13 protein-coding genes are annotated in these 12683 nt (G+C 45.7%); 2 read left to right on the forward strand and 11 right to left on the reverse strand.

All coding sequences use genetic code 11. The features are described from left to right. Positions 1-5 precede the first annotated feature (5 nt). From cax to NDI48_19800, 6 genes are all read right to left on the reverse strand, one after another. Complete coding sequence (cax, locus tag NDI48_19775; protein MEP0833409.1) at positions 6-1112, reverse strand: calcium/proton exchanger; 1107 nt, start codon at positions 1110-1112, stop codon at positions 6-8. A 225-nt stretch (positions 1113-1337) separates the two neighbouring features. Next, positions 1338-2291, reverse strand: a complete 954-nt coding sequence (locus tag NDI48_19780) for a DUF1350 family protein (protein ID MEP0833410.1) — start codon at positions 2289-2291, stop codon at positions 1338-1340. 360 nt (positions 2292-2651) lie between these two features. Continuing rightward, positions 2652-3437, reverse strand: a complete 786-nt coding sequence (locus NDI48_19785; protein MEP0833411.1) for a hypothetical protein — start codon at positions 3435-3437, stop codon at positions 2652-2654. A 473-nt stretch (positions 3438-3910) separates the two neighbouring features. Then, complete coding sequence (locus NDI48_19790) at positions 3911-5233, reverse strand: serine/threonine protein kinase (GenBank protein MEP0833412.1); 1323 nt, start codon at positions 5231-5233, stop codon at positions 3911-3913. Between the two features lie 181 nt (positions 5234-5414). After that, positions 5415-5840, reverse strand: a complete 426-nt coding sequence (locus NDI48_19795; protein MEP0833413.1) for a hypothetical protein — start codon at positions 5838-5840, stop codon at positions 5415-5417. Between the two features lie 210 nt (positions 5841-6050). Further along, the gene (locus tag NDI48_19800) at positions 6051-6545 is read right to left on the reverse strand and encodes a hypothetical protein (protein ID MEP0833414.1); all 495 of its coding nucleotides are present in this window, start codon (positions 6543-6545) and stop codon (positions 6051-6053) included. A 175-nt stretch (positions 6546-6720) separates the two neighbouring features. Here NDI48_19800 and NDI48_19805 point away from each other — a divergent pair, with 175 nt between their 5' ends. Then, complete coding sequence (locus NDI48_19805) at positions 6721-7116, forward strand: hypothetical protein (protein MEP0833415.1); 396 nt, start codon at positions 6721-6723, stop codon at positions 7114-7116. After that, positions 7094-7504, forward strand: a complete 411-nt coding sequence (locus NDI48_19810) for a hypothetical protein (GenBank protein ID MEP0833416.1) — start codon at positions 7094-7096, stop codon at positions 7502-7504. Before NDI48_19805 ends, NDI48_19810 begins: the two co-directional genes overlap by 23 nt. A gap of 52 nt (positions 7505-7556) precedes the next feature. Here the strand turns inward: NDI48_19810 and NDI48_19815 are convergent, their stop codons facing one another. The 5 genes from NDI48_19815 to hppD all read right to left on the reverse strand — a co-directional run bounded on the left by NDI48_19815 (position 7557) and on the right by hppD (position 12526). After that, positions 7557-8009: a DUF4265 domain-containing protein gene (locus NDI48_19815; GenBank protein MEP0833417.1), complete on the reverse strand. Its 453-nt coding sequence runs from the start codon at positions 8007-8009 to the stop codon at positions 7557-7559. Between the two features lie 222 nt (positions 8010-8231). Next, on the reverse strand, positions 8232-8789 hold the full coding sequence (locus NDI48_19820) for a Uma2 family endonuclease (protein MEP0833418.1): 558 nt from the start codon (positions 8787-8789) through the stop codon (positions 8232-8234). Between the two features lie 183 nt (positions 8790-8972). Beyond that, positions 8973-9608, reverse strand: a complete 636-nt coding sequence (locus NDI48_19825) for a Uma2 family endonuclease (GenBank protein MEP0833419.1) — start codon at positions 9606-9608, stop codon at positions 8973-8975. A 71-nt stretch (positions 9609-9679) separates the two neighbouring features. Beyond that, entirely contained in the window at positions 9680-11302 is a 1623-nt protein-coding gene (locus NDI48_19830) for an MFS transporter (GenBank protein ID MEP0833420.1), read from the reverse strand. Positions 11303-11449: 147 nt separating this feature from the next. Then, positions 11450-12526 carry a 4-hydroxyphenylpyruvate dioxygenase gene (gene hppD, locus NDI48_19835; GenBank protein ID MEP0833421.1) on the reverse strand — a complete coding sequence of 359 codons (1077 nt, stop codon included), beginning with the start codon at positions 12524-12526 and terminating at the stop codon, positions 11450-11452. Between the last annotated feature and the right edge of the window lie 157 nt (positions 12527-12683).

Below are 12683 nucleotides of genomic sequence, written 5' to 3' on the forward strand. Positions count from 1 at the left end.
CAACTTCAAGCGGGATGATAGTAAAAAGCCACTCCCAGAATCAGGTAAGTTGCCAACAACAGAGTGCCATCCAACCAGTTTGACCGTCCCCCAAAGCAGATAATATTGGTAACCATCACAGCGATCGCTAAAGCAATTACTTCAAAGGAATTGAAGTTGAGGTCAATGGGTTGACCCGTCGCTTGACCCACAAAAATTAATACAGGAGCAACAAATAAAGCCACCAATAGACTATCACCCGTTGCCGTCGAAACGGTTAAATCCATTTGATTTTTCAGCGCCAGTCTCACAACGATGACATACCCTGCCACATCACTAATCAACGGTAGTAAAATCACACCTGTAAACAAGGGAGTCAGTCCAAAACGCTGGGTTTGAGACTCGATGACACCGACAAACATTTCGGATTCAAACGCAACCGCAACAGTGGAAGCTAGCAGAACAACAATCCACAGCCATAATTTAGAGCGACTCTTCTTTTGGGATGATTCCGATTCGGGAAAAGTGGCATTCTCCTCCATCTCTTCTTCGGCTAATCCGACATCATAGAGGTAGCTGTGAGTTTTGAGGGAAAACAGCAGCGTCAAACCATAGACTACAATCAGTATCCCCGAAACCACGAGAGAGAGATTGCGAATCGCTGTGGCATCAACAATATTGGAGGTATCAATCACCATCGTCGGCAGGGCAATTGCGATCGCTGCCAGTGTCATGGATGAACCATTCACCTTTGCCAAAATCGGCTTAAACTCCTGCTCTTTGTAGCGCAAACCCCCCGTAAGCATCCCTAAACCTAACAGCAAGAGCAGCGCACTGAGAATACTACCGGTGATACTTGCTTCGACAATATCCACTAGTCCTTTACGCAGCGCCATGAGGGCAATAATCAGTGCCGTTGCGTTGCCAAACAGGGCATTCACTAAGCCTCCCACGGACGGCCCCGTCACCACCGCCACCTTCTCCGTCGCCGTGGACAGCCAAATCGACAGGGGAATGATAGCGAGTACGGAAGTTAGAAAAACAGCTTCTTCGCCCCAATGCAATCGCTCAGCCGCGATGGAAATGGGTACAAAGATCAAAAGAACGAGTGGAATAAGGGTTTTGAGTGCCATAGTCTTCTGCGAGAATAGATTTACCTTACCCTGACCGTGGGTTAGTGAACCATCCAGTATGAAGTTTGGCATCATTAATGATTGCTTCCACATTTGATGAATTTTGTCAATTCATCAGTTCTAACTTTGCTAGGGGTTCCCGCTTGACTCTTCATGATCTATCCTGCTGCTGTTCCAACAGACTGATATGCAGAACAATAAACTAAAGTCTGTCTGCAAACTTCTTCAACGGAGTTGCTCTTCCCGCTTCCTGAGCTCCTCCAAAAATTGGATGGTCAACCCTTCTAGCTGCCTAGCTTTAATAGGTTCAAGGAATTTATCCAAGGGATTGAGGTCAACTACATAATCTCCAATTTTGATCCCAACAGGCTCTAAATGCTTGCCTGAAATTTCTTTGTGAAGCAGGCTAAATTTACCCTGCTTTAAATGCTCAATTAGCCAAAGCACGTCACTATTCTCTCTTTCTTCAGGGGGCTTCACTCTGTCGTTCTCACTTCCTGCGATTGTGTCCCTATCGAAAGAAATAAGTGCTGTTAAATTAAATAATTGACTGTTATTAATGTAACATAACGTTTGTTTTCTGGTCGGAAGTACCCCAAGGTTGTATTTGTCAAGGAAATGGGCGATGAACGCTAGAGGTTTAGGGATGGCACTTTGCGTATCACTAATATCAGGTGCAATCAGTAAAGACGGTTGACCTTTGATAGTGCGTCGTGGGTCAGGAATACTTTTTATACCCTCTTCCACTTGTTGAATTTGACTTTTGCCATCTTGATTACATTCTGCTAAAAGTTTCCGCCATATATCGCCACTCATAAATTCTAGAAGGGCGATATATTTACATCCTAAACTATGACCAATCCAAAAATATTTTTTAGGATCGGCATAGATATCAGTTGAGTAATTTAATCGTTTGGCTATTTGGGAAATTTCATCGGCGAGCACAGCCTGTTCCTTTAACAAACTAATAGCGATTGGCCAATGGCGAAATGTAAATCTGAATGGTAGAGCAATGATGGTGTAACCTTCTTCAAATAAGTTCTCTAGAAAATATCGATAAAAAACTGTCGGAAAAGTTCCAAAAAAAGCACCTCCTATAAATTGCACAACACCTTTAGGATTAGGATGAATAGCAACCCAACTGAATGAAAGCGGCTGAAACCTGAATTTTGTTTTCATAAAAATGAACCTCTGCTTTGTATGAAAAGGAATAAAAGAGCATATTTAGCGCACCTTCTGAGCAGTAAGTAAGGGAAAGCTGATGAGAGTAGCTGATCGGTGGTGTTCGCCCATCACATTCTCAGTGAATTTCTATAGCGATTCTCGGTTGAGTGCAGTACAACTTTGTCCCCAACTAGAACCCGTGTGTTTCATGCTCGTGAGAATCGCTATAATCCACTGACCAGCGTCAAGTCTTGCGCCGTCCTCGTCTGGGAAGATCGAGTTTTTGTCGTGCGCTACACCTAGGGAACAACCAGGTGCTAGCTAGTTGTTGTGTAACCCTAGGCTGTTACTGAAATGAAGGGATTGCTTACCCTACTAAGCTCTGACGGGTTGAACGTTTCCCAGACGGTTTTCTATAGCCTCAAGACGTTGGAGCATTGAGTTTAAAACTGGTTGCAAGCCATTGGTTTGGGCTGTGATAGCCGTATTTGAAAGGCTCTGGGAATCGCCATTGACTAGTACATTGGGATTGTCTTGGATAAGTTGAGCTAACCCAGGGTCAAGGTTAACGATTTCAGAAGGCAGTTCAGCTATAGGGAAAGGTCGGAATTGAATCTGGGCGAGGGTAACTCGCGCACCACCCGTAGCAGTGGGAAGACCATAGGCAAGTTGGTCAAAGTCTAACTTGTTGTTAGGGAAATCTTTGGGTAAGAATGTTCCCCGCTGCTGAGGTGTTAGCAACAAGTCAAAGGAATTAGAACCAAAGGGAGCTGCTAGGGAGAGAGTTACATATCCACGTAGCTCGGTATTGGCATTGGTAACAACCGCCTGGTTGGTGACATCTGGTTGGAAAAGAAACAATCCTGTATCTCCCGCGCCAACTGTTATCGAATAGGTTTGGCTCGTTGGGGTGCTGATTGGAGTTAAGGGACTATTCACATTTAATATGTCAAAAAATGCGAGTAGAGGTTGGGTGTTTAAGTTTGGAGACTTAGCGGTAAAATTTAATCTCAATTGGACGGGGGTAGTGGTATTGAGATTGGAGATGGTCAAAAAGTAGCCCTGGATAATAGTACGACCAGCTCCTAATATGTCAGCACTAGGTTGCACAAGTGGCTTAACCAAAAGCTCAAAGCTAGAAACAACTGTGGATACAGCCATGAGAATCGAACTCCAAAATTTGATGGGAATAAGTGAGTTGAAGAACAAAACGCTGATGAAGTATTGATTAGGACTTACATCCTGAAAGAGTGCAAACGCTATATGTGGGTGTTAACGAATAGCTGTTTGCTTTATAGAGTGTGAGTGCTTACGTCCTATCTATCTCTTCAAATTCAGGTTTCTTCAACAAAACATTTACAACTCAAGATTGCCCTAGGCTTCTTAGCTTTGACAGTACCCTCGAAGGGTACTTTCACTGTAGATAACCCTCGCTTCGTTATCTGCTACCGGAGAGCAATCACTTGAGCAGCTGATTGGCAAGCCTTCTGCCAAGCGAATCGCACAATACGATTACAGTATTAGAAAAAACCCTAAATCGGGTGCTTGGTACTTTACAGAAGGCTGTTACGCTGGCGACTGGAGCGATCGCAGGTTCCTGATGCTCTAATGCTCAATGCGCTTCTCAACTGTGCCTATCTGAGTCCTAACCAATCTTTAATTTCTTGAACCAGCCACTCACGTTCTAGTTCAGCCAGAGGTGGAGCAATGGCACCAAATTTGTATTCTTGCACACCTGCTTGAAGAACAACTGTAGCCAGGGGATTACCATTAATGGTTATCGATTCATCACTTTTGCGAACACGGTGGATTGCTGACGTTTTTCCCTGGATTTGTCGATAGCATAGACCCAATAATTTCCACTTCATGACAAAGGAATCACGGTAGAAACGGATGTCAATTTCCCCGAAAGCTGGCAATAGCACCATACCCAGTGGCAATAAACCAGCTATCCAAAATAGCAATATAATTACATTGAAACCCAACAATCCTATTGGGAAAGTTCCACCGTACCACACGAGTACCCAAAAGAGTAAGAATGTGTCTGATGCTTTGATTCCTCGCCCTGGAATTTTTATATCGAGCTGATTCGGAGATTTTTGGCATAGAATTCGGCTCCCATAGGGTTGGTGGACGGGGAGAAAAGAATTAGGAATACGGCGACTGTTGAGAGCTTCTAAGGCTTGGTGAGCTGTAGTAAATCGTTGCTCAACATCGGGTTCTGTTAGTCCTCCAATCCAGCGCACAAAATCAAGCCTTAGACTGACTTTATCGCTAAACTGAATTCGCATATTTCGCTGTGGGAGATCAGCAGGTGGAGTTCCTGTGAGTAGATGAATTAAAGTTGCTCCCAAGGCATAAAGATCAGAGGCAGGAACAGATCGACCTCCGAACTGTTCCATTGGAGCATAGCCATAAGTGCCAACGACGGTAAACGTCGCCCCCTCAACGGCGGCTCGGTCTTGCACGGCACCAAAATCCACTAAATAAATCGTCTCATCCTCTCCCAAAATTAAGTTGCTGGGTTTGATGTCGCGGTGGAGGACAGTGGGACTAAGTTGGTGCAGATACATCAAAATTTGCAATACATCTGTAGCAATGTTTCGCACCTCTTGTTCCGAAAATCTTCGCCCCTGAATCAGCAATTCTTTGAGGGAAGAACCGGGAATATAATTTTGGACTAAACCAAACCAAAGGATGCGGTCATCGATCGAAAAATAATCGCGGTACTTGGGAATTTTGGGATGGTTAAGTTGTTTTAAAATATGGGCTTCTCGCTCAAACAGTTTGAGGTTATCCCACTGAACTTGGTCACCAAAGGCCAGGAGCTTGACAATGACTGGCTCAGGTGGTTGTTGCGCTAAATCGTCTGCTAACCAAGTCTGACGACCGGCATTCTGTCCTAATTGCTCTTTGAGTTGATAGCGATCGCGCAGTACCTGTCCTACTTGTAGCATCTTGGAGCTACTCCAGCGAAAAGTTAAAACGATAAGCTGTTGTACCTGTAACTTGCATGACTCGGACAGGCAGGATGCCCATCCTACAAGAACTCTCTACTCTTGAAATCTGCAATTTAGATGATTGTTATCTTAACACTTGAAGTATAGACGTTCCTGAATACAGCTACGCCATTGGTGTTCAGTTTTGCTGGTGTCTTAGGCGATCGCGTTTTTTTGTTTGCTCAATGGGTATTGCATCTATTTGTGATTTTGTAGAAATAGCTTCTTGACATTTTGCCCTAATTCTTGTCAGGAATGGGAGGAAAGAATCGGCGTATTGTTGTTGATGTTTAGTGTGGTCAAATTCAACGGCATTCCATACCTGTTGTAACTGTTCTTGAGTCAAGCATTTTTGGAGTTGGCAGGCAACGGCATTTTTCCAGTGTTCAATCTGGCGGTAACTGATAAATTGTCCTCCTTTGTCGAGGCGGTGGACAAACACGACATAGAGCCAGGATTGGATTTTTACAATGAGTGATTCGGGAATCCTCAATAATTTGGCAATTTGATGTTTGGTGATGCGGAATTTTTGGGCGGGGTTGATGCGGCGAAATAATCGGGTCATGGGTGTTTTATTTGGTGTTTAATATAGCCCTTCTCGATGCAATGAGATACAGTCTGACCTCTCTCCAAACCTCTCTCCACCTCTCCCTAACCCTCTCCTTGTAGGAGAGGGAAGCGGATAATTTTTTTTAGCCCAGAGAGGCTTTGATTCTTGCTCCCTCCCCTTAGTAAGGGGAGGGTTGGGGAGGGGTATAGCATTTGGGCAAGAAGCTTAATCTTCTTGTTGGTAAGTTGCTTGTTGCAGTTGTTCGTTGGGAACATCAAAGAGGATTTCAAATTTAGCCGCCGGGATGAAGCGGTTGAGAAATCGTCGATGATCTTCTGCATCTTGACGATTGGCAAACCGCGCAACTGTATACCGTCGGGCATTGGGTAGAAGTCGGATAATTGCCCAAGGACGGGAGTAGTCTTCAATTTGTAAACTACGTTCTTGGGGCGTTTTCATAAGTTCTCCCCTGATGTTGGTTAAGGTGCGCTCAATCAGTTGCCAAAGCTGTTGCCGTTCTGGGTTGGTATTGTTGGGGATTAAAGTCCAATCGCTGACGGGTGCTGGTGCGAATGTGAGAATGTAATCGTCCTGATCCTCTTTGCAAAGCTTCCAGGATAGGCGTCGAGTCTGTTTTTGGCATTTGTATCCCTGTTGGCGCATGGTTGCACAGATTCTGTCGCCCTCTGTTTGAAGGCGAAGCCAGTCGGAGTGTTTCATTGTCAAAATCTGGGTAGTGTCTTCAAAAAGAGCGATCGCTGCGCTCTGATTAGCGATCGCCTGTAAGGAACTTTATTGACTGACATATGTGAAAATCAGCTATTTGTATTTTATGTATGCAATAATCAAAAGTCAATATCACATTTACATATATGAGATAATTTAGGGATAGTTTATGGCAGAGCCAAAAAAGAATGACGAGCAAGCGCGGCAGACCGAAGTCAGCCAGGGAAAACGCGAAAAACGTATCGCTGATGATCACTCCGTTGGGGTGGACGCTTCTGCAATCTCAAGCGCAGCAACTGGGAATGACGAGATCAGAACTGGTGGAGCGATTCGCCAGAGGGGAGATTCAGGGGAACCTTTCAGAACTAGCAGAAGAACGATTTCTGGGGGAATCCTTCGCCAACTGATTGAGGAGAACGGCATTCAGTTGGCTCATTACAAGTCTGAAGTAGAAAGGCTGGAAAGAAGGCAGCGCCAGCTTGAAGAACTGTTTGAAGAGTTAAGGGTAAAGACTGGCGAAGACCTCGACGATGAAGATGAGGTTGAAGACGAGGAAGGGGAATGACGAACAAGCGCGGCAGACCAAAATCAGACAGGAACACGAAGACAGTGACCTTGCGCGTCGAGCCGAGGGACTGGGAACTATTCCGTCAGAAAGCCAAAGCTCTAGGGATGTCCAGATCTCAGTTAGTGCAGAGGTTAGCCAGGGGAGAGATACGGATCGATTCAGCGATACTCACAGAGGAACTACTGCTGGGGGAATTATCCGCGAACTGCTTGATGAAAATGATGAGTTAACGGCATATCACAGTTCGCAAATAGAGTTTCATAACAACCGACTCAAGCAGCTAAGCACCAGAAGGGCGAGGCTTGAACGTCTCTATGGCGAGTTGCAAGCTAAGACTGGCGAAGAGCTCGACGATGAAAATGAAGTTGACGACGAGGAAGAGTAGGGCGGAATATTGTTTAATCCACAGTGACCTAGCATTACTTAGTTCACAGTAACTATTCGTCACTTTCGTAGATCCACAAGTACCCTTCTTCTTCTTTTATCTGTAGGTAATTGCGAACTGCCTCATAATCCTGGTTAGGCTCAACTACAAAACCATAACACTTGAAATAGAATTTCTCGTTATCAATTCCTTTGCGACGAAGTTCCCAAATAATGTCAACACAGTTTTCTTCAGATGTTTCCTCGCAAAAGATAACCCGCAATGTTTTACATCCGCTGGCTTGAATTAACTCAGTGACAACAGGCATATCATCGTCTGATTCGTGACAACGGACAATGTCATGTAAACTCAAGTCAAAAGGATAGAACGGAACATTTTCCAAACGGTAGAGTTGCTTACCTAAAGGAATTGCCAACACCGTTTCTTTGTTTAGTTGATAACGATCTTCTTGGCTGGGCGTTTCAATCCGAACCTTAGTAAGCCGTGAGGATTCATCATTGCTCATGGAGAGAAGTTTGCGATCACATAAGTCAGCTACCTAAACTAGCCTAACAATTTACTGAGTGCGATCGTCCATCGCCGTAGGTTAGGATGACGCTCTTGTTACCCAACATCTCCTCCCGTCCAACATCAACGCCAAATGCAGCATTCACACTTCAACGTTAACGAGGATAGCGTTAGCGAAGCGGGACGTAGTCCAGTGCTGCTGCTTTGGGCAGATCGCACTTCAACCCAGCGTCAACCAGCCAAAAACCTGCTCCACAGTAAGTTCTAACTCAACTCCATTTAGAATTGGCAAAGGTGTAGCTCCTGTTAACAATTCCACTCGCTGACCGGGAAAGATGACCAGGATGCTTACTTCTTCTGGATCGATTAACCATCCTAGCTCAGTGCCGTGACGCGAACAATGAAGCAGCTTGCCGAGGACTTTGGTTTGTCTTTGGTCTGGGGAAAGAATTTCTATCGCCCAATCAGGATGTGTTTCAAAGCGGTTCGCAATTTGACCCGATGGCTCTATAGGGATTCTTTTCCACCGAAATACGGCAATATCGGGAACCGTTGAATCACCCCCAAAAGTGCAGCGTAGTTCTGGGAATGCTAAAGCAATTTTTTGGGGTTTAGCAACTTTATTGATTGCCTCGCACAATTCAAACTGAATTAAACTGTGCTTACCTTGAGGCATTGGCTTCTGAATGATTTCCCCATTAATAAATTCTGATGCTGGTTGGGTTTCTGGGAGTTTGAGGAACTCCTCTAAGCTCAGGGTTTGAGCAGCAGTAGTCATAGTGTGCCTCGCGCCTAGGGTTAGCGGCGATCGCTACCTTTCTTTAGACTATATCCCCACAACATGAGCTTAAACCAACCGTATTCTATTCTGTGTTTTAGCTTAGCGGCTGGAGTAGGAGCATTGCTTCCCTACGACAAATGGTGCGATGCCGAAGGCGGTTCGCTTCGCGACTATGGCATTTCAAAGTTGACGAGGAAAGCGATCGCTCAATTTATCAATCGCGCCCGATCCAAATTGATATGCATCAGCGATGCACTCAGAAAAGATGTCATTCAGGTCAAATCCACCGAAAAACTGACTCTGCTCAACGAGAATGTAGCGCTCATCCTGGAACTGGTAGATTTCAATCCTTTGTCGGCGAACGATCCAAAGTTCCCTAACTCGATAAGGCAAATAATCATTAACGCTGGTGAATGAGGTTACATCACACTCAATCGCCAAGTCCGGTGGAGCATCGGTACTCCAGTCAATCCGACGTTTTCCCACCACAGGTAGCTCACCAATATAGAAAAAATGGTCAGGAATGACACCACTATGCTCTGGCAAATCCATCGTGGTTTCATGGTAAGAGTCGAACCTCAGTCCTCTATGACGTAGCAACACTTTTACCATGTCCACGATAATATCCAGTTGCTTGCCATGTTCGGGCAAAGGAACCATCAGCAGCAGTTCTCCATTGCAGTACTTTACACGGGGGGAAGTGCGATCGCCTAAATGTTCAAGCAAAGTTTGATAGTCCTGCCAGGTTCCAGGGACTCTTACCACTGCTCCTGCTGGCAACTCAATGGTATTAGGTTTGACGATCACGTTAATCATCGGCAGCCTTGTTTATCAGCTAAGAACAATTATGGATCTTTACTAAATGTTCGGTTTCGCAACGCTCAACTTCAACAAGGTTGCCGCATCCCCCTTCCCTCCACATAATCCGCATAAATCATCTGCGAAACCTTCGGCGGCGTATCCCCCACATGAAACGCACGCGCACGATCTTCAATTACCCGATCTGCATTCGTCACCCGCTCAAATTGCCGTTTGTGTTCCGCCCAAGATTCCACAACCATCGTTTCCACAAACCGACCAGGGTCAGATAAATCTTGGTACAATCCCCATTGAATCGCCCCATCTCGACGACGAATTAAACTCAGTGCCTGCATCGCCTTGGTAAACTCCTCAGCATTAGCGGCATCAATGCGATACTCCAGTGTAACCATGACCGGCCCGTCATTGGGGCAAGGCTCAAAAACCTGAACCGGCTGATTCCAGTGTAGCGAGGCTGATAAGTCGAATTTCTCTACACACCGCAGACGATAGCGAGTCGTCAGTGCCACACACACCATCAATCCTACGGCAGCGGCAGTGAGGGCAGTGGAGATTCCAGTCCGTTGCGCGATCGCACCCCACAATAAACTCCCCACTGCCATACATCCCTGGAACACCAACATCTGAGTTGCGATCGCTCTGGCACGTACCCAAGTCGGAACAGCCGTTTGAGCCGACACACTCAAACTCACCATCACAGATAGGGACGCAATCCCCACCACGAACATTACCCCACATATCAGGTAGACATTGCGGACAGAGGCTAACACGAGCATCATCGCACCCATCAACACTGATGCCCCGGCAACCAAATGGTCAATGGACGTTTTTTGCCGCACTTTGGGGATAATAAACGCTCCCGTTAACCCACCGATTCCCCAAAAGCCTAGTATTATACCATATCCTAATGCATCCAGACCTAATTCTCGGCGTCCTAAAAGGGGTAATAGGGCAAACAATGCACTTGCAAACATAATGTAAGCGGCTGTACGAATGTACACCGTCTGAAGCAGGGGAGCGAAGCGTGCATAACGAATCCCTGCTTGGATCGCTCCCACAAACCGTTCGGCGGGTAAGGCACTGGTTTGGGTGGTTCTTTGCCAACGATAAAGCACCAGCATTACCGCCACAAATGAAGCCGCATTTAACAGAAAAACAACACCCGTGCTTGTCGCCGCAATCACTATCCCCGCTACAGCCGGGCCAATGGAACGTGATAAATTAATCACAATCCCACTTAAGGTGACGGCGGAGGAAAGTTCCTCTTTCGCCACCAATTCCGGGACAATCGCTTGCCAGACGGGCATGTTCATCGCACTCCCGACACTGAGGGCAAACGTGAGTACTAGCAGTATCCAAGGAGTAGTGATACCTGTAACTGTTAATACTCCAAGCAATGCGGCTACAACCAGCATCCAACCTTGGGTGAATAACAGCATCTTGCGCCGATCCACCACATCTGCGATCGCACCAGCGGGTAATGCGAGTAGAAAAAACGGCAAACTTGATGCCGCCTGCATCAGTGCCACTAAAAAGGGTGAAGGCGAGAGAGAAGTCATCAGCCATGCAGCCCCCACATCATGCATCCAAGTGCCAATGCTGGACACCGCAGATGCCATCCAAAGGGCACGAAACACAGGCTGACGTAAAGGACTCCAGGTAGATGTAGGCGTAATTGTTGATGCGTTCATGAAACCTTGGGAGTGAAGGACGTGAACAACTGCGGCACTCCTATGGAGGGGCGATCGCTAACGAAGGTTTCAATTAGAATAACTGCTTATCTGGCTCCTTGTTGAGAGGCGACTGAGTCGTTTGAGGTAATGCAGTCACTCAAAATTTCAAAAATTTCCCCGCATGGCTTGTTCCCGTTCAATCGCTTCAAACAAAGATTTGAAGTTTCCCTCACCAAAGCCTTCCGCCCCATGCCGTTCAATTATCTCAAAAAACAGAGTCGGGCGGTCTTGCACGGGTTGGGTAAAAATTTGCAGTAAATATCCGTCTTCATCCCGATCCACCAAGATTCCCAGTTCCGCTAACTTATTAATTGGCTCATCAATTTTTCCTAGCCGTGCTTCCAAGTCGTCGTAATAATTTCTCGGTATGCGAAGAAATTCGATTCCCGCTGCCTGCATCTGAGAAACGGTTTCGATAATGTTATTTGTTCGGCAAGCAATGTGCTGCACTCCTGGGCCGTGGTTATATTCTAGGTACTCTTCAATTTGCGATTTCCGTTTGCTTTTGGCTGGTTCGTTAATGGGTATTTTGATCTTGCCAGTCTCATCTTGCATGACGATGGATATCAAAGCCGAGTACTCAGTAGAAATGGTCTGGTCATCAAAATGTTTCAAGAGGCGGAAATCCATCGTGTCCGCAAAAAATTGCACCCATCGCTCCATTTCTCCCAACTCGACATTGCCAACAACATGGTCAATGTTGAGCAGTCCGACTCCGTTGTTATAGCGTATCCCTGAAGATAGACTAGCGCTGGATGGCTTATTACTATATCTAGGTACAAAACCAGGAGCAAATATCCCTTGGTAATCGCTTCGTTCGACAAATTTGATTAATGTATCTCCAAAACCTTGAATCGCAGCGTAGCAAAATAGTCCGTATCCGTCCTCTTCTTCTGTAGGCGCGATCGCACTGACTGCCCCCCTAGCCGTCGTTTCCTTATAAGCACTGACTGCATTTGGCACTTCCAATGCGATAATGGCAACTCCATCGCCGTGCTTCAGCGCACTTTGGCAAATTGGGTGTTCGGGACTCAATCCCGTGCTTAAAACAAATCGAATATCTCCTTGTTCTACTACATAAGAAGCGACTTCCCGGCTACCTGTTTCTAACCCTCGGTATGCCGTAATGGTGAAACCCAAAAACTGGGAATAAAACAGCGCTGCCTGTCTAGCGTTTCCCACATAGAATTCTATGTGATCAAATCGCTTTATAGGGCAAAAATTATTCATGGTAACTATTCATGAGATAAGATGGCGATAGCAGAAGAATAATAATTGCAACCCCTAAAAAAATATACCTTGATATAGATGTTTTTAGTTGACACATTATTTTATATTT

The sequence above is a fragment of the Microcoleus sp. AS-A8 genome, from assembly GCA_039962225.1.
Taxonomy (GTDB): Bacteria; Cyanobacteriota; Cyanobacteriia; order Cyanobacteriales; family Coleofasciculaceae; genus Allocoleopsis.

What these genes read in the sequence shown, in the direction of transcription:
- NDI48_19780 (MEP0833410.1), bottom strand. Translation starts at nt 2,291, where the DNA reads ATGAAAACAAAATTCAGGTTTCAGCCGCTTTCATTCAGTTGGGTTGCT.
- NDI48_19815 (MEP0833417.1), bottom strand. Translation starts at nt 8,009, where the DNA reads ATGAGCAATGATGAATCCTCACGGCTTACTAAGGTTCGGATTGAAACG.
- NDI48_19820 (MEP0833418.1), bottom strand. Translation starts at nt 8,789, where the DNA reads ATGACTACTGCTGCTCAAACCCTGAGCTTAGAGGAGTTCCTCAAACTC.
- NDI48_19805 (MEP0833415.1), top strand. Translation starts at nt 6,721, where the DNA reads ATGGCAGAGCCAAAAAAGAATGACGAGCAAGCGCGGCAGACCGAAGTC.
- NDI48_19830 (MEP0833420.1), bottom strand. Translation starts at nt 11,302, where the DNA reads ATGAACGCATCAACAATTACGCCTACATCTACCTGGAGTCCTTTACGT.
- NDI48_19825 (MEP0833419.1), bottom strand. Translation starts at nt 9,608, where the DNA reads ATGATTAACGTGATCGTCAAACCTAATACCATTGAGTTGCCAGCAGGA.
- cax (MEP0833409.1), bottom strand. Translation starts at nt 1,112, where the DNA reads ATGGCACTCAAAACCCTTATTCCACTCGTTCTTTTGATCTTTGTACCC.
- NDI48_19795 (MEP0833413.1), bottom strand. Translation starts at nt 5,840, where the DNA reads ATGACCCGATTATTTCGCCGCATCAACCCCGCCCAAAAATTCCGCATC.
- NDI48_19800 (MEP0833414.1), bottom strand. Translation starts at nt 6,545, where the DNA reads ATGAAACACTCCGACTGGCTTCGCCTTCAAACAGAGGGCGACAGAATC.
- NDI48_19790 (MEP0833412.1), bottom strand. Translation starts at nt 5,233, where the DNA reads ATGCTACAAGTAGGACAGGTACTGCGCGATCGCTATCAACTCAAAGAG.
- NDI48_19785 (MEP0833411.1), bottom strand. Translation starts at nt 3,437, where the DNA reads ATGGCTGTATCCACAGTTGTTTCTAGCTTTGAGCTTTTGGTTAAGCCA.